We start from the raw sequence: 25,844 nt of genomic DNA, 5'->3' as shown, positions 1-25,844 counted from the left end.
TGATAATGTCTCAAGAGAACACAAATCAAAATGTCCCACTTCTGAGTTATACTTCCTTCAGGGGGGTTAGATGGGGGTTTATTTAATAATGTTCGAACAAAGAAAATATGCCGTCATTCAATCGGTTGCACAGGGCCGAAAATCAAAAGCCAGAGCCCAGGTGGAGCTCGGTTTAACACGTCGCTCAATTAGTCGACGACTAACTGTCTATAAAACCGATGGTAAATTAGGCTTTCAACATGGAAATGAAGTGATTGGCTTTGCTTACCTTAGTGGTTTTTATAAAGCCTTTTTGCCTCAGACTGCTTTACTTTCAATCTATACAGCTGAAGGTTGTCCAGTAAAGGGGGGCGGTCATGAACTTTATACGGTGATAGTGGTGATGCTCTCTCAAACTAATATCGAATACATCATTTCTACCATTGTCGCTGATAATTATCGCTCTCTAAGCTTTCATGAAAAAGAAGGCTTTAAACCTATGCTTACTTTCCCAAAATTAGTGCGCAAAGCTGAACGCTTTATTGATGTGATTTGGATGTGAAAAGTTATAAGAGCTGTTTCACCAAACCATTCAATATCCAGCAGTTGAATTCGACTTTGAAAGAGACCAATTAATTACTGATTAATTATATCACTACACAGTCAAATAAATAGCAGGTTTGTTGAAGTTTCATTTTAAACTCCATTATAAACCTGCATTTATTTTTGAAAAACTATTCGGGATAAGTAAAGCTTAAATCAGTCACTTTTTCAAGATTTTTTACATATCGCTTTGCTTGATATTTAGCCATTGGTAGGTTTTGATCGAGATAATTTCCACAATCTCTGGCAGTAGCACCAGGTATCTCCCCTTCAAAGTCTGCTGTGAATTTAAAGGTTTCTTTAATTAAATTCAAAACTTCTAGCCCTTCTAAGGCGTCCGTTAAAATTAAATAGAAACCCGTACGACAGCCCATTGGTCCAAAATAAATGACTTCCTTTTTATATTTTTCGTGATTACGTAAAAAAGTTGCTGCTAAATGCTCAATTGTATGTATTTCTGCTGTATTCATTACGGGTTCAGCATTTGGTGCTGTGAAACGTAAGTCATAAGTATGTAGTTTTCTTCCACCAATCTCATCTGTTCGAGACAAGTAGATACCGGGTTTTAAGATTAAATGATTGATGGTAAAACTTGGTATTTTTTCCAATAGAATTCCTCCTTTATATTGCTTCCAATGTAACGAAAGAAGAATTATCTGTCAATTTTTAGTTAAATAAAAAGTATATTAGAATAAAATGGATGATTAAACGCAAAAGATGATGGCTTATATTAGCTTGTCGACTACTTACCAATCGATCGCGATAGAGCGTAATGGAAAGGGCTAGTAACAAGATAGAAATAGCAATGTCTAAAGGTTTCAAGCTTGACCATAAATTCATTAGGGTCAAAAGAAATAGCAAATCAATAACAGTCAATGTTATCTTTGAAATATTGAGCTCATTTTTTATTCCTAAAATGCCAGTTATAAACACTATAGATGCATAGATAAAGACTATTATGTTCATCACAAACCTCCCTTTACTTCAGTTTTTTAAAATATATCATATATCGCTAATATAGTAAATGTGAATTTCTAATCTGTATATTTAAGTTCTCCTTGTTTATTGCTGTTCTAATTGACCAGCCATAAAAAGGTAAGTATGAAATTTCGATAGCACCGACATCTTGTGTATCTAAATAATTAAGGTGTCTTTTTTCTAATTTTTCAATTGTTTCACTATGAGGATGATTATAAGGATTGTCCTTCCCAGATGATATGAGCGCTAATTCTGGTTGCAGTTGGTCTAATAGATCTTCACTAGTAGAAGTTTTACTACCATGATGACCAATTTTTAAAACGTCTATTTTTTCACTTGAAAAAACTTGTAACAAAGATTTTTCTAGCTCAATTGGTAGATCTGCCATATTAAGAAATTTTTTATCGTCTATTACAAAAGAAGTGATTAGCGAAGAAGCATTACTAAAATCATCTTTAAGACTCGCAGGCATATCCAAACAAATTATCTCAATTTGATTGCCTCCTACCCTCACCTTAGTTCCCGGATTTAAGATGTGATGCTGGGTCTGATTAGGAATTTTATTTGCCATGGTTTGCCATATTGCTGACTCTTTAGTGAATTTTGAATAATACAGATGTTTTATTTCAATCTCTTGGATAAGTGTTATCAAATTACCAAGGTGGTCGATATCTGGATGAGTGATAATGACGCCTTCCAAACTAGCAATTCCTTGTGATTTTAAAGCTGGAATGACATTTTTTAAAGCAAATTGAGTATCCAATTTATTTTTCTCCTGGTAGCTAGCCATCTTCCCTCCGGTATCAACTAACCAAGCCTCTTTTGAAAAAGCCTTTTTATAGAGTAAAGCATCTCCTTGCCCTACATCTAAAACGATGATTCGCTCACGTGGATCAAGATAAGGATAAAATAATATTCCGATTGAATAACCGATAATTAAAGATTGCCAAGCTAATTTTGGGTTGCTTTTTAAATAATAAAACCAAATAATAGCTATACCAAGTAAAAAGATTGGTAAGAAAAAGTTTCCGTTTCCTAATAAGATTGTCCCGCTTTCTATAACAGAATGAAGCGAAAGGAATTCCCACATTCTTTGGAAGACATTAGATAGATAAGTAATGAACTTTAATAAAGCTGGATAGTACTGACTAACATATAATAAAATTGAAAAAGAGAACATGCTTGGCAAAATCCATCTTTCGAATATAGGCGTAAATAAAAGCACGACTGCTAGCTGTAAAAAATTAATGGTATAAGTACTTGAGAGTAAAAGGGGCCATGAAAATAAGAAACAAAATAAAGTTAGTTCACTTTTTTCTTGCCAAGTAGTTGAAAGGCTATCGACTATACTTCCTTGATAAAAATAAATCAGATACGACATTATGAATGATAAAAGAAAGGCTAAACTTTTTATATTGAAGGGATTAATAATTAGGAGGGTTATATAAATTACTGACAAAACATCTAAAGAAGAAAGTGGCCAATCAAACCTTTTGCGTAAATCATTAATTATAATAACCGACATAGAACGGATAACACCTATAGGCCAAGCTACTAACCATGCAAAAAAGGTTAAAAGTATAAAATTGATTTTTTTACTTACTAGAGGAGAAATACCTATTCTTAATAAGATAGTATTGAGAACTCTTCGGAGATAGTTGACATGAAAACCTGAGATTGAGAAAAAGTGTAAAATTCCTAAAGTCATAAAGGCCTGTTTATAATCTTGATAAACTGTGGAATTTAAATTGTAGAGTAATTTATTATGAATACTAACTAAAGGAATCTGACCACATTTTCTTATATAATGTGTTAACCTTGCTCTAACATTAGCAAGTAATACTAAGGGGTGGTTGATTAAATTAGATTGATTCAATGAAATTTTTTTAATTTTCTTTACCTCCACCCCCCAAGCTATGCCTTTTCTTTTTAAGTAACTTTGATAGTTAAAAAGATCAAAATTGCGATTAGGCTCTACTTGCTTAATTTCGCCTTCTATTTCTAAACGATAGGAGCTAAGGGTTAAGTCAGGTAAATTTTCTTGCAAAGCTTCCTCATTCCAATAGGTCACTGTCACAGGGAAAGTGGTATCATTTTCGATAATTAAGAAGACTTCACCATAAAAAGTATTTTCACTTTGTTGGATTTGGTTTGGATTGATAGTTATAGTGGCTTCAATTTTTTCTTGGTCATTAAGCATAGAAAGTTGTTCTTGTAACTTGTTTTCTAAAAACCGATGCCTTACGAACACTAACAATAAAAAAAAGACAGCTAAAATGATTACGGCCTTATTATCACACTTAATAATTCGTATAAGGCTTAAACAAAATAGAATGAAGAAAGACAAGGTGGAATGTATAAGAAACAATAAAAACAAACTAATTAGCATAGCAATTAAAGTCCAGTGATAACGACAACTTGTCAATTTATTCATTGCTGAAGCCCTACTGTAATAAGGTCTTTTAATCCTTCAAAGGTTTTTGGACCGATGCCTGAAACTTGTAAAATATCTTCAGTGGCTTGAAAAGAACCATGGTCCTGGCGATACTGAATGATTTTTTGAGCTTTAGAAGGACCGATTTGTGGCAAAGTTTCTAATTCTGCCTGATCTGCTGTATTAATATTAATGAGTGTTTGCGTCTCCTCTTTATTAGAAGATCCTACCAACATTAACTCCTGGTTTAAGGCCGATGTTTTCTGCTCGGATTGCTCGTTTATGATTAGGGTATCCCATTCCGACTGACTATATACTGTAACCATCATCTGATCTTCTAACAGTAACGCTAAATTTAAGCTGTCTTGTGCCGCATCTTCAGTAAAACCTCCAGCCTTATCGATTAAATCAATTAAACGTGATCCTTGCTGTAATTGATAAACTCCTGGTTTCATAACCGCTCCCTTCAAATCTACATAAAGTTGTTTTAATACAGTGGTCTCATTTTCTTGACTGGTCATTTCCAATGCTAGTGAATGCTCTTCTGCTTGTAAATCAACAGTATCCCTTAATAAATTGTTTTGATTTAGCATCATAAAAACACATACACAAGCAACTAATATCAATAAAAATGGCTTATTTCTAATTTTTGCATAAACAGACGCTTTTTGACTTTTTTCAAAATAAGACTTCATGACTTTCCTCCTCACTTGACAATCTTAAATACAAGGAGAATTTCTTAAAGGCGCTTTTAAGACCCCCAGCATCAAAATACTGAGGGCCTTAAAATAAGCTTTGGATATCTCTTTTTATTTTATCCTTTGAGCAAGTGCTTGGGCAACATTTGGAGGAACCATTTGCGAAATATCTCCACCAAAATAAGCGATTTCTTTGATTAAACTGGAGCTTAAATAGCGATAATTTTCATTCGCAAATAAAAGAACTGTTTCAAGGCCTGGGAGTTGGGTTCGATTAACAGTCGCAATGTTCGCTTCATATTCAAAATCTTGTGCCGAGCGTACTCCCCGAATAAGGGAAATCGCCTTAACTTTTTGATAGTAATGAGCAATTAAGCCATCTTCTAAGTAATCAATTTTTACATTTTTAAATGCTGCTGTAGCCTCTTCGATTAAAAGCTTTCGCTCCTCAACTGTAAAGACGGTCTTTTTTGTGGTATTCACTGCAATTAATACGATTACTTCATCAAACAATTGACTGGATCGCTCAATCAAATCTAAGTGTCCATATGTTAAGGGGTCGAATGAACCAGGAAAAACACCTACCCTTTTACTCATACTCTTCGCTCTCCTCACCTTGGTATTGATATATTCGAATGACTGTAATCCCATATTTTTTATTTTTTAATTCAAGAAAATTAGGGATTTCTTTTACGGAATGCACTTCGTCAGCCTCAAGAACAATTAAGCAACTCGGATTTAGAAAATCATTTTTGATTAACCACTCTAAGTCTTGCTCAACTTGATTTTCAGCGTAAGGGGGATCAAGAAATACAAGGTCAAAGGCTCGTTGGTTTTTTAGACCCCAATCTAATAACTTTGTCCGGTTTTTGCCACTTAGAAGTACAAACTTTTCTTCTTCTTTTGTCATCTTTATATTTTCTTTAATCGTTAAAACGGCTCGCCGATCTTTCTCGCACATAACAGCTCCTGCCAGTCCTCTTGAAACAGATTCTATGGCCAAAGCTCCTGATCCCGCGTAAAAATCCAAACAATAGCCATCAATCGGTAATCGATTAGCCAAAAGGTTAAACATCGATTCTTTTATTTTATCGGTTGTAGGCCGTGTGTTTTTCCCGGGAACCGCCTTTAAAGGTCGAGATCGATAACTTCCTGCAATGACTCGCATCATACCACCTACTTCTTATCTTTTGCTTCTGGGACGATTTCTTGGGCGAGATCTTTAAAGAATTCGTCAAAGGAAACCTCTTCTTCCTCTTCTGCTTTTAAATCAGGATCAATTCGATCCTTTATAGCATCTTTAAAAGTCATATCGATATCATCTCGGTATGAAACCTCTACTTCCCGCACAAAATTTAATTTACGCAAAGAAGATAAAGTTTCATCAAGCTGAGAATCATTCACGTACATGATGGCATATTTCAAGCGTTCACTTAAATAATGTACTGTGCCATATTTTCTTAATTGCTTCCATTGTTTAAGACTATATAACCATACAACAAGCGATTTTCTTTTTACTGCTTCAAATGTCATTAGCGTCCACCTTTCAAATTGGATACTTTTGAGCGATTAGTTGTTTGTCTCATCCGAGCTTCTTCACTGATGAATTTTTGAACAATGCCTATTATTATCAAATTGACTACCATGCTCGTCCCTCCATACGATATAAAGGGAAGTGTCACTCCAGTAAGGGGGATTAAACTTGTCAATCCTCCAATATTTACAAATGTTTGCGTAAAGATTAAAATAGCAAATCCCGTAATACAAATACGGTGAAACAATTTACTCATCATACTGGCTGTTCTGAGTAAGTAAAAAACTAAACCAAGTAATGTTAAGATTACAGCGCTTACCCCTAGCAATCCTGTCTCTTCTGCTATCACTGATAAAATAAAATCTGTATGAGCGGCAGGAAGCATTTCTTTTATTACTCCTTGACCTAAGCCCACACCGAAAAGGCCACCATTAGCGATTGCTTTATAGGATTGAATGACTTGATAGCCTGTCCCATGTTGATATTTAAACGGATCAATGAAAGATCCTAAACGTTCAAAAAAGTGCCTTCCAGTACCCACAAAATAGTCTGCAAAGTATATTGAAACAATATAGATAACTATAGTAACAACAATAAAAAATAACAGAGAAAGAATATTCTTCTTTCTTGATAAATTAAAAATCATAAACAGAGAATAAGCACAAAAACCAATAAGTACTGTTGTGCCTACATCAGGCTGAATTAAAACAAACATTGCCGATATTATCATTAAACCAAAGGGCAAAATGATATACCAAAAAGAAGACTTTTCTAGTGCTATCAGATAAGTTCTTTTAAAATAAACAGCCAGTCGACTACATGTGAGCACCATAGCTATTTTAAATAGCTCAGAAGGTTGAAAATTATATCCTCCAATATTGATCCAAGAAGATGCCCCTCCTCCTTCCTGACCGAAGAAAGTAGCATAAAAAATTAAAACCATTGTTAGAAAATTGAGTATATTAATTAAAAAGATGTTAGAAAACCATCCGTTTGGAACAAGCCGAACGAGTAAAATCATGCAAAAACCAATCAAAATTGAGAGGGCTTGCTTCTTCACCATGGCTAATGGATCTTGTGACATGGTAGAAGAAAAGACGGCTAACATGGAAAAAAGTAGTAAAACAATGACAATAAGACTTAGTAACTTATCGCCCTTTCCATATAGATCAAATTTTTTCTTAAAGCTTGTGATAAAACGCTCTTTATTCATTTCTTTAGAATCTACTTCTCTAGTTTTAGGAGTGATGTGAAAGACTTTGTTTTCCATAATTATTCCTCTCTAATTCGCTAAAAACATTATAGCATAAAGCATCAGTAGTGGGTATTTATGAAAATAAGATCGGGATTTACTCTGACTAGGAATTAAAAAAGCACTTACTTTTCTTAAGTTTAAAAACTTGGAAAGTAAGTGAAAACTAAATAGATAGTTTTAAAAATAATCATTATACTTATTTATTCATAAATATTATGCTGAAAAGCGTTCTGCAACTTTGTCCCAATTAATAATAGACCAGAAAGCTTTAACGTAGTCCGGACGTCTATTTTGATAGTTTAAGTAGTAAGCATGCTCCCAAACGTCTAAACCTAATAAAGGAGTTAAACCTTCAGTTAAAGGATTGTCTTGATTTGGAGTGCCTAAAACTTTTAGTTTGTCGCCATCTTTAACTAACCAACCCCAACCTGATCCAAATTGACCGGTTGCAGCTTTTGTAAATTCTTCTTGGAATTTTTCGAAAGACCCAAATTCTTCATCAATTTTCTTAGCTAAGTCTCCAGAAGGCTTGTTGTCTTCTTGAGGAGCTTGTAATGATTCCCAGAATAGCGAGTGGTTATAGTGGCCTCCACCATTGTTGCGAACAGCTGTTTGAATATCACTTGGAAGTGATTTTAAGCTCTTGATAATTTCTTCAATCGATTGGTCAGCATACTCGGTTCCCTCAACGGCTGCGTTTAATTTAGTAACATAACCATTGTGGTGTTTAGTATGGTGAATCTCCATGGTTTTTTGATCAATAGCGGGCTCTAAATTATCATATGCATAGGGTAATTCAGGTAATTTGAATGTCATTTTTACTCCTCCTAATTCTGTTATGATCTTTATCATATCATGCCACTATAGTCAGACAAAGAAATATGCTTATATATCTATTCACAAAGGCATTGAACCCAAAGATACTCTTTTATTATCTTCGAGTTCTATGTTTATATTATTTTTTATTTTTTTTCGCTTTTTCACGGGTTGATTTGTCTAGAATACGTTTGCGTAAACGGATTGCCATTGGTGTAATTTCACAATATTCATCATCTGCCATGAATTGTATAGCTTCTTCCAATGTCATTTTTTTAGTGGATTTAATCACAGCTGTTTGGTCTTTGTTAGCTGAACGGACATTCGTTAATTGTTTTGCTTTAGTGATATTAACCGTCAAATCATTCTCACGATTATGTTCGCCAACAATCATTCCTTCATATACCTCCGTACCAGGTTCAACAAAAATCGTTCCACGATCCTCAAGATTCATAATTGAATATGTGGTTGCTTGACCGCTATCGATGGAAACTAAGGTTCCGTTACGACGCTGACCAAGTTCTACATTAATCACCGGACGGTACTCATCATAAGTATGGTTCATAATGCCGTATCCCCTTGTTAAAGACATAAATTCGGTTGAGAAACCAATTAAACCACGAGCTGGAATTGAAAAGACCAGACGAATCTGTCCATTGCCAGAGTGAACCATATCTGCCATTTCACCCCGACGATTACTGATAGCCTCGATAATGCCCCCCATGTATTCTTCCGGGGTATCGATTTGAAGACGTTCAAATGGTTCTGACTTAACGCCATCGATTTCTCTTATAATCACTTGCGGACGTGAGACTTGGAATTCATAGCCTTGACGTCGCATATTTTCGATTAAGATCGATAAATGTAACTCCCCACGTCCAGCCACCTTGAAAGTATCTGGCGAGTCTGTTGGCGTAACATTTAAAGAAACGTCTGTATGCAATTCCTGCATCAAACGATCTTCCAAATTACGCGCAGTAACATACTTCCCTTCACGGCCAGCGAATGGAGAATTATTGGTTAAGAAGTTCATTTCTAGAGTTGGCTCATCGATATGAAGCAATGGCATAGCCTCTGGATTATCAACTGAAGCAATCGTTTCTCCTACATAAATATCATCCATTCCAGAAATTGCAATTAAGTCTCCGGCCATCGCTTCTTTAATTTCAATTCGGTCTAATCCAAGAAAACCATATAATTTTGTCACCCGGAAATTCTTCTTAGAGCCATCAATCTTAATAACCGTTACCGCATCCCCAACTTTGATCTTGCCACGGAAAACGCGACCGATTCCAATTCTGCCGACAAAGTCATTGTAATCAAGCATGGTGACTTGACACTGCAGTGGGTCATCTGAATTATCAATTGGTGCTGGAATATGTTCAATTACTGATTCAAAAATTGGATCCATGGTATTTTCTTGGTCTTGCAAATCACTAGAAAGCGAAGAAGTCCCATTAATAGCTGAAGCATAAACAACTGGGAACTCTAATTGATCATCATCTGCGCCTAATTCAATCAATAGGTTAAGCACTTCATCAACAACTACCTCCGGACGAGCCGATGGCTTATCAATTTTATTAACAACCACTAAAGGAGTCTTACCTTCTTCTAAGGCTTTCTTCAACACAAAGCGTGTTTGAGGCATAGTACCTTCATAAGCATCTACTACCAAGATAACGCCATCAACCATTTTCATAATACGTTCTACTTCACCACCGAAGTCTGCGTGTCCAGGCGTATCCATGATATTGATCCGTGTTCCCTTGTAATTTACAGCTGTATTTTTAGCTAAGATGGTAATGCCACGTTCTCTTTCAATATCATTGCGATCCATTGCACGATCGTCTATCTGAGCTCTAGCATCTAAAGTATCCGATTGCTTAAGGAGCTCATTAACCAAAGTGGTTTTACCATGGTCAACGTGGGCAATGATTGCAATATTTCTTATGTCATTTCTTATTTTCATTAAATTCTCCTAATTTTCTTTTGAATTAATTATCTGTAATACTTCCTCATAAACTGCAGCGTTAGAGAAGAGACCAGGATTCGCTGTTAAAAGGTTCAGATCCTGTCCGTTAGGTTGACTATACTTAAAACCTAAAGATTCTAAAATTGCTACTCCCGCTGCAAAATCCCACGGCATTAAACGACTTGCTAAATAAAAAGCGGATTCCCCTCTAATAACGGAAATCATTTCATAAGCTGCACAACCATAAGACCTTGAACCCAGAGATGCATGTAATAATGCTTGACTATTAAATTGGTTTTCAACTAAAATGTGGGCGTTTGTCACCATAAGCCCTTGCTCTAACGAATTAATTTCTAATGGTATCAGAGGACGATCATTCAAAAAAGCGCCTTGACCGACAAACCCATAATAAAGATCGCCTTGCATTACATCATAGATATAGCCCGCTAGCGGCCGACCGTCTTTATATATACCAATCATGACGCCAAAAAAACGCCCTTGCTTGACAAAATTCAAAGTTCCATCAATCGGGTCAATTATCCATAAGACTCCATGAGTCTCTTTAATCGAATGTCCCTTTCCTTCTTCGCCTAATACACGATGGTCGGGATAGTAAGTGTTAATTTGTTGGGTAAAATAGGCTTCTACTTCTTTATCCATCCGTGTGACTAAATCACTTGCGTTCGTTTTTTCTTCAACCATTAAATTGGTATTCAAGGAAGCGATCAACGAGTCCCCAGCTGTTTTTAACCAAGATATTACACGTTGATGTAATTGAAAATCCATAGTGACCTCCTAAGGCATTTTTAACGTTTGGGAATCTTTCAATGTTTTAGCTTTTTGCATGCATCGATAGATAGAGTATCCCGAAGCCGCTTGAAATTCACGATCAATTTGTTTTTCTTCACTTATCGAATTGACAATTTCTTTAAATGCTCGATACTTATCTTTAATCCGTTCTACTCTAATTCCTCTTTCATAGGCGGATTCAACCCCTGCTAAAAAATCAACAACGATCGTAATTTCTTGACTTGACCAATCTTCATTTAATGGATAGGAATAACTAGACATCTTATTACACCTCCAACAAATTCATTTCGGTTAATACTAATATAACGCATTTTTACGCAAATGAAAAAGTATTTCGAATATAAAACGTTTTCTTAATAAGATACATTGTTCTACTCAATCAAAAAGCGGATCCTAGTCAATAGAGCATACTAATTACCGTCAAAAACTCCTCACATTCAATATTTTGAACGCCTCAAATATAAAATGTTAAAAATAGTGTTTTATTTGCAACGTATCTTTTTATCTTTCATTCATGGATCTGTTTCTTGCTTGTTTAGAAAGGCATAATACTCCGGTGAAAGAGTGTTGGTAAACTCTCTTTCCACTTTCGGGACTACTTTGAGCGTTAAGCATACTTTTCTTATTGTCAGCCCACTTTTATAATAATTAATGAGGGGCTAGAAAGTAACTTGGAAATTCGGTAAAATTTTGTTAGCAAACGATTAACTTTTCAAGCCCCTTTGATAGTTGAAAAGTGCTTTCGATCATTTGTTAACTCTTAATGGCTGATTATAACTCAGAGGAAGGTATCCTATGAAAAAAATATATATTACCTTATCAAATTTAATCATGTTACTACTAGTGATAAACGTTATGAATTTTTCCGCTGAGATCGTTACTTTTTCGCAGTATCCAGGGGTTCAAATCATAAATTTTGATCAAAATATTCAGCGGGATGAATTTGAAGCCGCATTACATGATTTTGCACAACAACATGAAATTCTCGTGGGCCGAAGAATAGTAGAACCAAATGAATCTGGCCAGACAAATTTTACTTATGCCCTTTACGGTGATAAAAAATTGCCCGCTAAAATAGTTAAAGCCACTAACGAGAGTATTCAAAATAGTGATTTAGCAGCAAGTTACTTAGTTTTCGAAGGAGCTTCCTCTCAATCTATCCTGAAGGAATATTTTGAACAATATGGAGCAAAAACTATCGTTATTCCTGCGACGAGTCCTTTTCAATATGCAAAGAACTTGTACTTAAATCCCTCCGTCATCATCACGCTAGCAATTCTGCTGTTAACTTATTTTTCACTGACTTTAATACAAATTATAAAAAAAGCAAAAGAAATAGCCATTAAAAGAATTTCAGGTGCAACTACAAAGACAATCTATCACCAATTGATCTATCATGATATACGCTATGTTATCATTATGATATTTATTACAACCTGTCTTTCAGGCCTTTTGCTAAAAATAATAGAACATTCAACTTGGTATCTTTTTAGCATAACATTTTATTCTTTACTAATCTTTAATAGCATCCTTTTGTTTTTAAATCTTTGTTTGAGTCTAATACTTTATATCTATACTGATCAATACAGGCTTTTTTCAATTATAAAAGGAAAATTACCTTATCGTTTTCTGCTAATTTTCATGCTATTCGGTCAAGTGTTTTCTGTATTTATTTTAGGCTATACGATCGATCAATCTTTAACCCTTGCGGATTCACTACATACTCTCCGGAAAGCTTCTAATAAATGGGAAGGTAATGCTGAGTTATTTGATATTAAATTTGGGCTAGCGCCGTTGATGAATTCTTCTAAACATAACAAACAATCCTTCAAAAAATGGTATTCTTTTACCCAAGAAGCATTAAATGAACAGGATGCTTTCTTTATAAAAGTACAAAATAATGGTTTGGAAGTAAATGAATTTTCTGATCCTGCTCCAATTCAAGATGCTAACCTATTTAATAAAGTAATTTTTGTAAGTCCGAATTATGTCAAGAGAGAAAAATTTGATTTATCTGAAGAAAGAATTGAAAGATTTAATCATTTAAGTCTAGGAGAATTTGGTCTTATTATTCCAAGAGAACTTCAAGATTCAAAAAATCAAATTGAAAATTACTTTATAGATTATTTAACAACGTTCAGTCGTGAAGGAGTCGAAAACGATTCTAAAATATTATATGATGTAAAGCCGATTACTTTTTTTTCTGATCGTTTGAATTCCGTGTTCTTGTACAATACAGAGAATTTTTCAAAAGAGACTGTTTCAAATCAACAGTATCTATCTCAGCCAATTATTGTTGTAATGTCACCTGAATCTACGGGTAACACCTTGCCTTCATATATGCATTGGATGATTAATGCCGCTAAAAACATTAAGTATACAGGTTATGATGAAACAATTAGTCTTTTAAAAAAATATGATTTATATTCTAAAATATCTTATTTAGTTAATTCAAGACAAACATACTTGGAGAAAATGACTAATTATAAAACTAATTTAGTCACTCATTTGTTTGCTTCCTTTTTCGCATGTTTATCCTCATTATTACTTTTCATTTGTATGAATCAAGTTTATTTTAACCAGTTCCGTCGTGATATTTTAATAAAGAGAATCTCAGGATTAAACTTCTGGCAAAATCATCAAGTTTATCTTGCATTGCAATTAATGATTTTTATAATCGCTTTTGGTTTATCAATGATATTAGCTAAGCATAAAGTTAGTGTTTTAATCAATATAATCATCTTTTTGTCAATCGCTTTATTATCCCTAGTATTCCAAGCAAAAAAAGAAAACCGTCAGTCTTTAACCCTCTTGAAAGGAGCTTAATATGATTCAAGTAACTCATCTTCATAAAAATTTCGGCCAACGTTCCCTATTTGCTGACTTGAATTTGAACTTTGAAGCTGGCACGTCCTATGCCCTAACCGGTCAAAGCGGATCGGGGAAAACCACATTATTGAATATGATTGCCCATCTTGAAGTTTATGATCAAGGACAGATCCTCTTTAAAGGCCAAGATCTTAAATCGATTAAAGACTTCGTCTTCTTTCGTGATTATTTAGGTTACCTCTTCCAAAATTTTGGCTTAATTGAAAATGAAACCATTGAAGCCAATCTAGCTTTAGGGCTAATCGGAAAGAAGCTAAGTAAACCGGACAAAAAGACTCGCATGCATGAAATCTTGGACCAAGTGAGCTTAAATTATTTGAAGTTAGATCGCAAGGTCTTTGAATTATCTGGTGGAGAAGCCCAACGAGTCGCACTTGCTAAGGTAATCTTAAAAGATCCGCCTCTCATCCTTGCAGACGAACCCACTGCATCGATTGACATTGAAAACGCTAAGGCTATCATGAAAAAACTCCTCTCTCTCAGTAATGATAATCGTGTCATCCTCATTGCCACCCATGATCCATTAGTTTGGGAGATGGTTGATCAAGTAGTGGATTTGAATGCGTTGAAGCGGGTGCATTAATCTTATGTAATCACTTCCTTAATACTTCTAGCGCGAAAGCCAAATAAATTACTCTCCGGAATGAATATGAACTATTTGAAGTAATTATGTAATTATGAAATCTTTTATTATGATGTGATAAGCTCAACGTATGGTAATCACCGATTGTCAATTATTCTGGTACAAATCACGTCAGGTAAATTAATAGCATCGATCTACTTCTTTTTAAATGAGTACTTATTTATTGCCACTACGCTTTCAACTCACACAAGCATCTTCCTCATAAAGCTAGCAGGATTGGATCATTGTTACACGAAGCCGAATGCAAATATTAATCTATGTCCCTTCGGCTGCTAACTTCTCGATGGAAGGTTGTTGTCGCGCTTTTGACTGTTTTAGGCAGATAAAAAGAGAAGACCCATTCACATTTTGGTCTTCTCTAGCACTTGGCTTTGCCCTACCTTCTATAGTTGGCAAAGAGCTAACTATTCATACTAATTGACTAATCATTATATTATTCTTACCCAAAATTAATGAAACTTGTTGTCATACCCAATCGATCCATTGAAACAATCTCATCAGCCATTGTCCAAATAGATGGATTATGAGTAGCAATGATAATGAGTCTATTCTCATCTCTCAAGGAGAGCAAAATTTCCATAATCGCTTTAGCTGTCTCAGGGTCAACGGATGCAGTCGGTTCATCCGCTAAGATAAGAGGAGGGTTTTTAAGAATAACCTTAGCTAAAGCCACGCGCTGTGATTCTCCGCCTGATAATTCAAATATTTTCTTATTGAGACTTAAATAAGAGAGTCCGACACGCATCAAAGCTTCTTTTTCCTTCTTGTGTTGCTCAGTTTTACTAAATTTTTGACCAATTAGACCGAGTTTTAAGTTTTCTTCAATCGTCTGACTTTCTATGAGACCAAAATTTTGAAATAAATACCCCAACTCCTGACGGAAGAATTCACTCGGTTGATACTTGCTCAAATCCTTATTCCGACAGAAAATCGTCCCATCGTAACTTTCAAGTTTCCCCATCCTATTCATAAGCGTTGTTTTACCACTACCACTTGAACCAATCAAAGCAAAAACCTTATTGGCTTCAAAAGTCATAGAAAGATCTGAAAATAAGACACGGTCACCAAACTATTAGCCCACTTTTTCTAATCGAATCATCTTAGGCTCCTTTCAAAATAAGCATCGCCATTTTATTTTCCTTTTTCATTTGCAAATGCAATTGTAGGACTGAAATGCCGGTAAACAGTAAGAATACCAAGCAAGCAAGCACGATATCCGTTACAAGAAAGACGCTGCCAATAACACCCAGCAAGAAAACAAGTATCTGCGCTAGCAGATAGTTTCTATGAATTTCTAAGAAACGAAGGCCTGCTATGCGTTTAATAAAGATATCGCGTCGAAATTCTTCAAAATAAAGTTGATTCATCGTATGAAACATTAAAATAGACGTCACAATGCCTAATACTGCCCCAGCAATCATTGCCCAAACTTCTCGTTGCAGATTATCCAGTAAGGTTTGATGGATTTGATACCCTGTCTGAAGTTCAGCCACCCAATTTTCAAGTCCGTATTTTGCAATCAGTGATTGGGCATCTCCTAAACGATCAAAAAAGAAATAGGACGATAGCGCTTGCTGCCAAAACAAGTAAGATTGTTCACCCGTTGAATGTGGAGTCAAAACAATGATAATCGGATCTTTAAGGAATTGTTGATAGGAAAGGGGCGTTGCATTATAGACAAATCGCTGATATCCCGTTTTTAAGTATGCAACAGTCGCCTTCATTTTTTGACGGTTATCCTGGCTAGCCATAAGCGTTGTTGTAGCGTCTTCAAAGATGGTCTGGTAATGACTTGCATTTGATTGAAGCTTATCTGGCAAAAGGAGAACGAACTCACCTACAGCTAACTTATTTAGTTTCCTGTCGATTTCGGGAGGCACTGCAATCTGTTGCCGTTTTAAATAGCTAGGAGTGACAATCAAGACGTTGCCTTGTGGTTGATAAAGCTCATGATCAGATAAGGGTAGACTAACAGTACTCGGTCCTCTTTGAAACCCTTGTTCTGCTAAATAATGCCTTGAAAGAATCGCACGATTTTCTGAGATGGCTTGATCCATCAATTGAAACCATGTTTGTTGTTTCTCAATCATTTCTTTCTTGTTTCCAATTGAGCCACTTCGGGCAAAATTCAGAGAGACGAGCTGATTTTCTTTTTGCCAAATAGTCTGACCTTGTTTTTGCTGTTGCAAGGCATGGGTATAATTTAGTGTCCAACTAACCCCTATAGAAACAATAATGAAAGCTAAAAATTGACCCATTAAAATGAGACTAATGATTCCCCTCACCGGAATTTGTCCTTTTATAACCTGCATCAAGTGCACTTTTTTAATACCGACTGCAAATAAACTAGCAAAGAATAAGGAAATAATCAGCAAAAAAAGATTGTAAAGGAATAGACCCGCTCCTATTGTATAAAAAGCTATCAAAGGGGTTGAAACTACTGATTTTAGAATCATTGCTAACAGGAAACCAGCGCCTAGACCGATTGAAAGGTTAACGAGGTCTCGACCAATGGGTCTGAGAAAAATTCCCCAACGACTTTCGCCAGAAATTAAACGAATGCCCGCTGTTCTTAGAGCACGAATTTGATAAATTAAACTAAGCGCTCCAAAGGTTAAAAAGAAAATCAGTAAGCCGATGAGTTGAAAGCCATTACTAAATATGGAAGCTAGAACGGTAACCCCAGAAGGAATAGCTGGAGAGAGTCTAGTCAATCCTGCATCCTTTAATGTTGTTTTCAATAGATCTAGGTCTAAATTTCCCTTAAAGATAAAATAGTTAGTCAGTACACTACTCGTTTTAGCTGCTTCCCTTGATTTTGCAGTGAGACCTGGTGGTAATTTTCCAGTTCCAAAAGTGGTATAAGAAAAGACGGGCTTTCCGTCTGCCCCAGGTTCTTGGTGCTGAATGGCGATGAGACTATCTGTATCTTGTGCCAATAAGGTTAAATGATCGGCCACCTTCTCAAAATCAGCCTCAGAAGAAGCATCAAATACCGAAACATTTGGATAATAATAAGAAACATAGGTATCTCCCCAAATGTTAACCACCCATACCAAAAAGAGACCCACCAATAGATTCGACAGAATAATAAAAATCCGCTTCATATGCTCCCCTCATTTTTAAAAAGCGGGACTCAGCCCGCCCAATCTGATTAATTATCAAATACTACTATGTACAACTTGATAAAATTTTAAAATCCTGCATCAAATACAACTCTTTCACCAAGGTTTGTATTGATAAAAGCGTAAGAAGTATATCTTGCATTTTTAGAATCGAAACTTTCATTATTCCGCGTTCTACTTCCGACATAAGATATCTCCTTCCAGGTATTGGCACTTAAATTCCCAAACTACTACAAAGCAAATTAATTGTTTTAACTCTCATTATAATACTCTATTATCACTCCTTTATATAAATTAAAATTATTTAGAATGTTTAATGCTTTAATGAACGGTCATTGACTATGAATTTCATTTCTAAATTGTACATAATCTCAACAATTATACAAAATTAAAAAGTTCAAATATATTCTAATATTGAATTTATATTTTTTCAATTAATTATGTTTTATTTTTAATAGCCTTTTTATTAATAGCTTACAACAATCAATTAATTGCAAATTAATTCTATATCTTATACCGCTCTTCAGCTAGAAAACACTGAGTTTATAAAAGAGATGTAATCCCAGCTTCCCGCTTCAATTATTCTTCATTTAATCGCTAGTGCTAAAAGATGATCAGAAACTAAGAAGATTGTTCATAAAGGAATATCGACTATAAACTTCCAAGATAAAAAAGTACCACTAGGTCATGTATAGTGGTACTTGTTAAAAAATGAATGTCTGTTTCTTATAAAGAATAATCATCATTTTATGTTTTCCACTCTCGAAAACTTATGTCACATCCGCGTATCGCATAATCCTCTTCCATAAAATTATATTAAAAATTAACTAGATTTCACAAACTTTCTTGTTTAATTGGATCGTTTTACCTTTAGAATTTTTTTATGTTATAATGGGAAGTCGATTATCATAATAAAAATAAATTTGCTAAGAAAGGAAGAAATTTGTGACAGAAACTAATCCCTCGCTTGAAATTCCTAACATACACAACCCTCTTGAAACTGAACCCGTGTCCAAATTACTTAAACAATTTGCAATTCCCAGTATTATTGCCAACCTGGCCAACTCTCTTTACAATATCGTAGATCAAATCTTTATTGGACAAGGAGTTGGCTATTTAGGAAATGCAGCAACCAATATCGCTTTTCCGATAACGACGGTCTGTTTAGCCATCGGATTACTCACAGGAATTGGCGCCGCTGCAAACTTTAATTTAACTATTGGTCGAAAAGATTTCACTACGGCTCGCAATACACTCGCAACAGCCTTTGGATTTTTACTTTTATCGGGAATTCTTCTCGCTCTTGTAGTCTTTTGGCAAGCAGGTCCACTAATGAAATTTTTCGGAGCTACTGAAAAAGTTTATCCTCTGTCCGTTCAATATGTACAAATTATTGCTATCGGCATTCCTTTTTTTATGTTGAATATTGGTGGAGCAAATCTCGTTAGAGCAGATGGTAGTGCAAAATACTCCATGATAAGTGTTCTCGTAGGGGCAGCAATCAATACAGCATTGAACCCTCTGTTTATTTTCGGATTTAATTGGGGAATGCGTGGTGCTGCTTTGGCCACAATTATCGGGCAAATAGTCTCAGGACTTTTTATTCTTGCTTATATTCCAAAATTCAAACTAGTATCCATTCATTTTCGTGAAATAACTATCCAGCTGAACGAACTTTGGCAAATATTTAAACTGGGTATCAACTCTTTTGTCTTTCAGTTGTCAAATACCGTCGTTCAAATTGTCCTCAATAATACTCTTAAATTTGCCGGAGCCAACTCTATTTACGGAGCGGATATCCCAATCGCTGCTGCTGGTATTACCATTAAAATTAACACCTTGTTCATAGGTGTTGTCATCGGAATCGTTCAAGGAGCTCAACCTATTTTGGGTGTCAATTACGGCGCTAGAAACTATCAGCGCGTTAGAGACACTTTCAAATTAGAGATGAAAGTTTTAGCCGCTTTCTCATTAATAATGTTTGTTATCTTCCAAACCCTCACCCGTCCTTTAATCCGTATCTTTGGTAATGGTGAGGAGTTATACTTTACTTATGCCATGCATTACTTACGTAGCTTTTTATTCATGACGGTTATTATAGGCATGCACATTGGAATGGCAAATCTCCTATCAGCCATTGGTTATGGCTTTAAGAGTGCATTATTGGCCCTTAGTAAACAGATTTTTTTCTTGCTTCCCCTCATTTTGTTTTTTGGCCACCAGTTCGGTGTCGAACAAGTCCCTTTGGCAGCCCCTATCGCGGACGTAATGGCTTTTATCTTAGCTAGCTATGTCATTTATCATCAATTCCAATCAATGCCAAAAAAGGATCTGGGAACACTGCCACCTCTTTAAGGATGCAAATCGTCTAACCTTAAAATTTAAGCCCCCTGCATGATTTTTGCATGGGGCTTAAATTTTTCCCCTAGTTGATTATTAAATACTGTCCCTTTTAGAAAACGAATAAAAAAACCCTTGATAGAAGTTGTTCTATCAGGGGTTATAGAGTTATTACATGTGAATTGGCATGCCGAGTGCTGCTTCAGCTGCATCCATCGTTGCTTCACTTAACGTTGGGTGCGCATGAACAGTTAAGGCAATATCTTCAGCATTCATACCGGCTTCAATTGCGAGGGTGATTTCTGCTAATACATCTGAGGCACTTGGCCCAGCCACTTGAGCTCCGATAATGACATCGTCCTCTTTTCTTGTAACCAAACGAACAAAACCATTATAGTGATCTAAAGCTACTGCACGGCCATTACCACCGAATGGGAATTTAGTTACAGTTACATCAATCCCCGCTTCTTTAGCAGAGTCCTTAGTGTGTCCTGCTGAAGCTAATTCAGTGTCAGAATAACATACAGACGGCATGGCTTTATAATCAACAATGTCTTTTCCACCAGAAATTGCTGATGCAGCAACTTTCGCTTCGAATGAAGCTTTATGGGCTAACATGGCTCCAGGAACGATATCGCCAATGGCAAAAATGTTTGGATTAGAAGTACGTCCTTGATTATCTACTTTAACCAATCCACGTTCATCTAATTCAACACCTGCTTGTTCCAAACCACAGTTGTCAGTGTTTGGACGGCGTCCTACAGTAACCATTACATAGTCCGCTTCAACTTGAATTTCTTTACCTTTGCGCTCATAAGTTACAACCACACGGTCTCCCTTTTCCTCAGCCTTCTTAGCCATTGCGTTTGTGACAATTTCGGCTCCTAAAGCTTTTAGATCTCTTTCAACAAGACGTGTCATATCTTTTTCAAATGAAGGAATAAATTGTTTAGATCCTTCTAAGATAGTCACATTTGTTCCTAGATTTGCATAAACGCCTCCTAGCTCTGTACCGATAATTCCACCACCGATAACCACTAGATCTTTAGGAATTTCAGGCAAGTTTAATCCACCTGTTGAGTCAATCACACGGCCTTTGAATTCAAAACCCGGAATTTCAATAGGGCGAGATCCTGTTGCAACAATTGCATTTTTGAAAGTATAGGTTTGCGCTTCTTCACCGTTGACAACACGAAGAGTATCTTTATCAGAGAAGAAAGCTTCTCCTTCAATAATCTCCACCTTATTTTTCTTAAGAAGCATTTCCACACCAGAAGTCATTTTCGCTACGACTTCATTTTGCTTCCAATTTTGGGTTTTTTCCCAATCAATTTCCACATTTGAAGTAGAAACACCAAATGTTTCACCATGTTTTGCTTGATGATACACGTGCCCTGCTTGAATCAAGGCTTTTGAAGGAATACATCCCACGTTTAAACAAACGCCTCCTAAGTATTCTCTTTCAATAATTGCTACTTTTTGTCCAAGCTGTGCAGCACGAATAGCTGCTACATAGCCTCCAGGACCTGCTCCAATTACGACGGTATCCAATTCCATTGCGAAATCTCCAACTACCATTTGATCACTATCCTTCCATTAATAATAGTTCTGGGTCTGCAAGAAAACGTTTCACTTCATTCAGTGCACGCTGTGCAGTTGCTCCATCAACAATACGGTGGTCAAAGCTTAATGACAACTTACATACACGTCCCACAGCTAATTCACCCGCTTCATTGACAACTGGCTGTTGCACAATCGAACCGAATCCTAAGATGACTACTTCAGGATGATTGATAATCGGGCTGAACCACTTTCCGCCGGCTGAACCAATATTTGAAATAGTCATTGTTCCACCTGACATTTCAGACATCAATAATGAACCATCATGAGCCTTTTCAGAAAGCTCAACAATTTCATTAGCAATTTGGAACATATTCTTAGTATTAGCTTCTTTAATGTTTGGAACGTATAGTCCCCGTTCTGTATCTGTCGCAATACCTACATTATAATAGTTTTTGTAAACAATTTCATTAGAAACATCATCAATTGATGAATTTATCACTGGATATTGCTTAGCAGCTGCGATTAAAGCCTTCACAACATATGGAAGAAAAGTCAATTTGACCTCTTTATCAGCAGCAATGACCTTATATTTCTTACGGTGTTCCCATAGTTTAGACACTTCAACTTCATCGAATAAAGTAACATGGGGAGCCGTATGCTTAGAATTGACCATTGCCTTAGCGATGGCATTTCTAGTGCCTGATAAAGGCACACGTTCTTCACGCTCAGTTTGATTGGATACAAATGGCTTGGCTTCAGATTTTGACTGTTGAGCTTCCGTTTTAGCCGCAATTTCTTCATTTGTGCTAGAAGTAGCCACTTTTTGCTCAGACTTATTAACTGGTAACTCCATTTTGGCCGATGCGGCGAAGTTATTAATATCTTCGGCTGTGATGCGACCGTTCTTGCCGGTTCCTGCTACTCGTGTGATATCAATTGCCCTATCACGTGCAAGTTTACGAACGGATGGCATTGCTAATACGCGACGGTTCGCTGCCTCTTCATCCGATAACCCTTGAACATGTGGTGACTCTTTAGTTACCGTCGTTTCAATTACTGGGTTTTTCTCAACTGGCGAGGCTGCATCATCATAAGAGTTTGCTAGCGCTTCTCCTTGTTCTTCCCTACTAGTTGAATTGTCGGTTTGACCATTGTGTTCTGGCGAGTCAATTTCAACTAAAACTTGCCCTAATTGCGCAATTTGACCAGTCTGTACATGAATTTTCTTAACGATGCCAGAAACTGGAGAAGGTAATTCTTCAATTGATTTATCATTTTGAACTTCTACTAAGGTTTCGTCTTCTTTAATTGTTTCACCTTCCTTTACGGACCAAGAAACAATTTCTCCTTCCATAATCCCTTCGCCCAAAGCAGGTAATTTAAATTGGAAAAATGCTGTGTTCGAATTAACTTTTGCTGTTTGATCTACTTTTGAATCAGATGCTTCTTTGGCTGGACTCGCCGGCGTTTCTTCTCTCTCAGGGTTAGCTTCGTTTTCAAATCCTGGCGCATCAATTTCAACAATTATTTGACCGAGCTGAGCAATTTGACCGGTTGCTACATGAATTTTTTTTATAGTTCCAGAAACTGGAGAAGGTAATTCTTCAACGGATTTATCATTTTGGACCTCGACTAAAGTGTCATCTTCTTTAATTGTGTCTCCTTCTTTAACCGCCCAAGAGACGATTTCACCTTCCATAATCCCTTCGCCCAAAGCTGGTAATTTAAATTGGAATGCCATATAATTTTTCTCCTTTTCTTAACTTGACTCGAAAGCAAGCAGATGGAACATCTGCTTGAAATCATTTATCGTCTAAAAATCTTCTAATTCCTTAGCCTTGGCCACAATATCTTCTGCATTTGGTAACCAGTCTCTTTCAGCCATTCCAAATGGGAAGATGGTATCAGGAGCAGCTACGAATCCAATTGGTGCTTTCAGAGAAAGAACTGCACGTTCAGAAATCTCAGCAATCACTTTGCTTCCAACACCCGCTTGACGTTGCGCTTCTTGAACTACAATTACTTTTCCTGTTTTTTCTACCGAAGCAATAATTGTTTCAATATCTAATGGTTGAACTGTTCTTAAGTCAAGTACCTCAACATCAACGCCTTCTTTAGCTAATTTTTCTGCTGCTTTGACCGATTCTTGTACCATAGCACCATATGCAATTAAAGTTAAGTCTGTACCTTCTTTAACAACTTTTGCCTTGCCTAAAGGAACAGTGTATTCTCCTTCTGGAACTTCCTCACGGAAAGAACGGTACAATTTCATGTGTTCCAAAAAGTACACTGGATCGTTATCTCGGATCGCTGAAATTAATAAGCCTTTAGCATCATATGGATTAGAAGGAATTACCACTTTAAGGCCTGGTGATTGAGCTAAGAGACCTTCTAATGAGTCTGCATGAAGCTCAGGTGTGTGAACTCCTCCACCAAAAGGAGAACGGAATGTAATTGGTAGGTTACGGGAAGCTCCCATACGGTAACGGGTACGCGCGGCTTGAGCTACAACAGAGTCCATTGTTTCAAAAACAAATCCATTAAATTGAATCTCAGGAATTGGACGGAATCCTTCAAGAGCTAGCCCGATAGCCATGCCACTTATACCAGATTCAGCTAACGGTGTATCCATTACACGTTCTTCGCCAAATTCTTCTTGTAAGCCTTGAGTAGCTCGGAAAACCCCACCATTTTTACCCACATCTTCTCCAAAAACAAGTGTGCGGTCGTTTGTGCGCAATTCATTGGCTAAGGCTTCTGTAATAGCCTCAATCATTGTTAATTTAGCCATAATTATTTATTCTCCTTTGCTTCAAATTTACTAATTTGTTCTTGTGTTACAAAATCTGGTGTCTCATACATATTTTTTAAAAAATCTGAGATTTTTTGTTTTGGTTCTTGGTCAGCTAATTTAATGGCATCTCTAACTTCTTCTTTTGTCCTTTGAATAACTTCTTCTTCTTGTTCTTCTGACCAAAGTCCTTTAGCAGTTAGGTAGTTACGCATACGAATTAAAGGATCTTTAGCGCGCCATTCTGCTTGAGAGCCTTCTGCTTGGTAACGTTTTGGATCATCTCCAGAAAGGGTATGAGGACCAAAACGATAACAAACAGTCTCGATTAGTACCGGTCCATTACCTGCAATCGCATATTCCCTAGCAGCCTTTGTAACTGCATAAACAGCTAAAATATCCATCCCATCCACTTGAATACCAGGAATGCCGGCTGCTACAGCTTTTTGAGCTAAAGTCGGTGCGGCTGTTTGGACAGAACGGGGCGTTGAAATCGCCCAGCCATTATTTTGAACAACAAAGACAGCTGGTGATTGATATGCACCAGCAAAGTTAATTCCTTCATAAAAGTCTCCTTGTGAAGAACCACCATCACCCGTCCATGTCATCGCAATCGCTTGTCGTTTATTCTTTTTAATTCCTAAGGCAACTCCCGCTGCTTGAACATACTGTGCACCAATAATAATTTGTGGTGGATACGCCTTTAGGTCTTCATCAAAAGTTGATCCAGCTACATGTCCTTTTGACCATAGAAAAGCCTTATGTAAAGGAAGTCCATGCTTAATTAATTGAGGAACATCACGGTAACCAGGTAACAGTACATCTTCTTTTTCAGTAGCCAATACAGTACCTAATTGAGAAGCTTCTTGACCAGAAGTTGGAGCATAGAAACCTAAACGTCCTTGACGGTTAAGCGCTGTTGAACGCTCAAATAATTCGCGAGCCCAAACCATTTCTTCCATAAATTTAACCATGTCTTCCTCAGTAACATCACCTAAAAGATCTGGATTAACAATCTTCCCCGCTTCATCCATCACTTGAACCATTGAAAAATCAAAATTATCTGGCATCAATAATTCATCCATTGTCACTTTTGCTTTAGCTCGTGCCATTCTTTCACATTCCTCTCATTTTTTGTCCTTAATAACAGTTAAATTAAAACTGTAGCAATAATTGCTCATTTTCAACGATAACACCTTAGCTGCCCAATTGCAAGAAAAAAGATGAGTTATGCATGCAATTACAATTAAATCATAGGTTTTTATAATAAACTTTGATAAAAAATGCACAAAGAACTCTGTTTTATCTGTTATAATTTTCAGTGATAATCTGTTATATTTAGTGATTTTTTATGAAACAGCTGTCAACCGTAAATGAAAATGTCCTGAAATTTTAAAAATTTGCGGGATAAAAC

Annotated in this window: 23 protein-coding genes; 4 read left to right on the top strand and 19 right to left on the bottom strand. The window is 36.3% G+C overall.

What is annotated here, in order from left to right; all coding sequences use genetic code 11:
- Positions 1 to 70 precede the first annotated feature (70 nt).
- On the top strand, positions 71 to 541 hold the full coding sequence (locus tag ACQV2O_RS07020) for a GNAT family N-acetyltransferase (protein ID WP_428875371.1): 471 nt from the start codon (positions 71 to 73) through the stop codon (positions 539 to 541).
- Positions 542 to 713: 172 nt separating this feature from the next.
- Here the strand turns inward: ACQV2O_RS07020 and ACQV2O_RS07015 are convergent, their stop codons facing one another.
- From ACQV2O_RS07015 to ACQV2O_RS06960, 12 genes are all read right to left on the bottom strand, one after another.
- Complete coding sequence (locus ACQV2O_RS07015) at positions 714 to 1,190, bottom strand: S-ribosylhomocysteine lyase (RefSeq protein ID WP_428875369.1); 477 nt, start codon at positions 1,188 to 1,190, stop codon at positions 714 to 716.
- 58 nt (positions 1,191 to 1,248) lie between these two features.
- On the bottom strand, positions 1,249 to 1,548 hold the full coding sequence (locus ACQV2O_RS07010; protein ID WP_428875368.1) for a hypothetical protein: 300 nt from the start codon (positions 1,546 to 1,548) through the stop codon (positions 1,249 to 1,251).
- A gap of 46 nt (positions 1,549 to 1,594) precedes the next feature.
- A complete protein-coding gene (locus ACQV2O_RS07005; RefSeq protein ID WP_428875372.1) occupies positions 1,595 to 3,949 on the bottom strand; it encodes a DNA internalization-related competence protein ComEC/Rec2 in 2,355 nt (784 codons plus the stop codon).
- 41 nt (positions 3,950 to 3,990) lie between these two features.
- Positions 3,991 to 4,689: a helix-hairpin-helix domain-containing protein gene (locus ACQV2O_RS07000; protein ID WP_428875367.1), complete on the bottom strand. Its 699-nt coding sequence runs from the start codon at positions 4,687 to 4,689 to the stop codon at positions 3,991 to 3,993.
- A 114-nt stretch (positions 4,690 to 4,803) separates the two neighbouring features.
- A complete protein-coding gene (coaD, locus tag ACQV2O_RS06995; RefSeq protein ID WP_428875366.1) occupies positions 4,804 to 5,289 on the bottom strand; it encodes a pantetheine-phosphate adenylyltransferase in 486 nt (161 codons plus the stop codon).
- Positions 5,282 to 5,863 carry a 16S rRNA (guanine(966)-N(2))-methyltransferase RsmD gene (gene rsmD / locus ACQV2O_RS06990; protein WP_428874317.1) on the bottom strand — a complete coding sequence of 194 codons (582 nt, stop codon included), beginning with the start codon at positions 5,861 to 5,863 and terminating at the stop codon, positions 5,282 to 5,284. Before rsmD ends, coaD begins: the two co-directional genes overlap by 8 nt.
- Before the next feature lie 5 nt (positions 5,864 to 5,868).
- On the bottom strand, positions 5,869 to 6,225 hold the full coding sequence (locus tag ACQV2O_RS06985; protein ID WP_428874316.1) for a YlbG family protein: 357 nt from the start codon (positions 6,223 to 6,225) through the stop codon (positions 5,869 to 5,871).
- Complete coding sequence (locus ACQV2O_RS06980; RefSeq protein ID WP_428874314.1) at positions 6,225 to 7,496, bottom strand: FtsW/RodA/SpoVE family cell cycle protein; 1,272 nt, start codon at positions 7,494 to 7,496, stop codon at positions 6,225 to 6,227. The genes ACQV2O_RS06985 and ACQV2O_RS06980 overlap by 1 nt, the downstream gene beginning before the upstream one ends.
- Positions 7,497 to 7,694: 198 nt before the next feature.
- Positions 7,695 to 8,297 (bottom strand): superoxide dismutase, encoded by a 603-nt coding sequence (locus ACQV2O_RS06975; protein WP_428874313.1) that lies wholly within the window; start codon positions 8,295 to 8,297, stop codon positions 7,695 to 7,697.
- A 139-nt stretch (positions 8,298 to 8,436) separates the two neighbouring features.
- On the bottom strand, positions 8,437 to 10,266 hold the full coding sequence (typA, locus tag ACQV2O_RS06970; RefSeq protein ID WP_428874312.1) for a translational GTPase TypA: 1,830 nt from the start codon (positions 10,264 to 10,266) through the stop codon (positions 8,437 to 8,439).
- Between the two features lie 9 nt (positions 10,267 to 10,275).
- Positions 10,276 to 11,055, bottom strand: coding sequence for an inositol monophosphatase family protein (locus ACQV2O_RS06965; RefSeq protein WP_428875365.1), 780 nt, complete (start codon positions 11,053 to 11,055; stop codon positions 10,276 to 10,278).
- 9 nt (positions 11,056 to 11,064) lie between these two features.
- A complete protein-coding gene (locus ACQV2O_RS06960) occupies positions 11,065 to 11,340 on the bottom strand; it encodes a UPF0223 family protein (RefSeq protein WP_428875364.1) in 276 nt (91 codons plus the stop codon).
- A gap of 534 nt (positions 11,341 to 11,874) precedes the next feature.
- On the opposite strand from ACQV2O_RS06960, the gene ACQV2O_RS06955 reads away from it, so the two are divergent.
- Complete coding sequence (locus ACQV2O_RS06955) at positions 11,875 to 13,905, top strand: DUF1430 domain-containing protein (RefSeq protein WP_428875363.1); 2,031 nt, start codon at positions 11,875 to 11,877, stop codon at positions 13,903 to 13,905.
- A gap of 1 nt (position 13,906) precedes the next feature.
- The gene (locus ACQV2O_RS06950; protein WP_428875362.1) at positions 13,907 to 14,551 is read left to right on the top strand and encodes an ABC transporter ATP-binding protein; all 645 of its coding nucleotides are present in this window, start codon (positions 13,907 to 13,909) and stop codon (positions 14,549 to 14,551) included.
- 499 nt (positions 14,552 to 15,050) lie between these two features.
- On the opposite strand, the gene ACQV2O_RS06945 is transcribed toward ACQV2O_RS06950, so the two are convergent.
- The 3 genes from ACQV2O_RS06945 to ACQV2O_RS06935 form a co-directional block, all read right to left on the bottom strand.
- Positions 15,051 to 15,647, bottom strand: a complete 597-nt coding sequence (locus ACQV2O_RS06945; protein WP_428875361.1) for an ATP-binding cassette domain-containing protein — start codon at positions 15,645 to 15,647, stop codon at positions 15,051 to 15,053.
- Positions 15,648 to 15,711: 64 nt separating this feature from the next.
- Positions 15,712 to 17,718, bottom strand: coding sequence for a DUF1430 domain-containing protein (locus ACQV2O_RS06940; RefSeq protein WP_428875360.1), 2,007 nt, complete (start codon positions 17,716 to 17,718; stop codon positions 15,712 to 15,714).
- A 64-nt stretch (positions 17,719 to 17,782) separates the two neighbouring features.
- Positions 17,783 to 17,923, bottom strand: a complete 141-nt coding sequence (locus tag ACQV2O_RS06935) for a hypothetical protein (RefSeq protein ID WP_428874303.1) — start codon at positions 17,921 to 17,923, stop codon at positions 17,783 to 17,785.
- A gap of 758 nt (positions 17,924 to 18,681) precedes the next feature.
- Here ACQV2O_RS06935 and ACQV2O_RS06930 point away from each other — a divergent pair.
- Complete coding sequence (locus ACQV2O_RS06930) at positions 18,682 to 20,091, top strand: MATE family efflux transporter (protein WP_428875359.1); 1,410 nt, start codon at positions 18,682 to 18,684, stop codon at positions 20,089 to 20,091.
- Positions 20,092 to 20,247: 156 nt separating this feature from the next.
- Here the strand turns inward: ACQV2O_RS06930 and lpdA are convergent, their stop codons facing one another.
- From lpdA to pdhA, 4 genes are all read right to left on the bottom strand, one after another.
- A complete protein-coding gene (lpdA, locus tag ACQV2O_RS06925) occupies positions 20,248 to 21,654 on the bottom strand; it encodes a dihydrolipoyl dehydrogenase (protein WP_428874301.1) in 1,407 nt (468 codons plus the stop codon).
- Positions 21,655 to 21,661: 7 nt separating this feature from the next.
- Complete coding sequence (locus ACQV2O_RS06920) at positions 21,662 to 23,380, bottom strand: dihydrolipoyllysine-residue acetyltransferase (protein WP_428875357.1); 1,719 nt, start codon at positions 23,378 to 23,380, stop codon at positions 21,662 to 21,664.
- A gap of 72 nt (positions 23,381 to 23,452) precedes the next feature.
- Positions 23,453 to 24,430, bottom strand: coding sequence for an alpha-ketoacid dehydrogenase subunit beta (locus tag ACQV2O_RS06915; protein ID WP_428874299.1), 978 nt, complete (start codon positions 24,428 to 24,430; stop codon positions 23,453 to 23,455).
- 2 nt (positions 24,431 to 24,432) lie between these two features.
- On the bottom strand, positions 24,433 to 25,542 hold the full coding sequence (gene pdhA, locus ACQV2O_RS06910) for a pyruvate dehydrogenase (acetyl-transferring) E1 component subunit alpha (RefSeq protein WP_428875356.1): 1,110 nt from the start codon (positions 25,540 to 25,542) through the stop codon (positions 24,433 to 24,435).
- Between the last annotated feature and the right edge of the window lie 302 nt (positions 25,543 to 25,844).

Source organism: Facklamia sp. P13055 (genome assembly GCF_050409445.1).
Taxonomy (GTDB): Bacteria; Bacillota; Bacilli; order Lactobacillales; family Aerococcaceae; genus Facklamia.
Note: the sequence above shows the minus strand (reverse complement) of the source record. Positions and strands in the feature narration are given on the sequence as shown.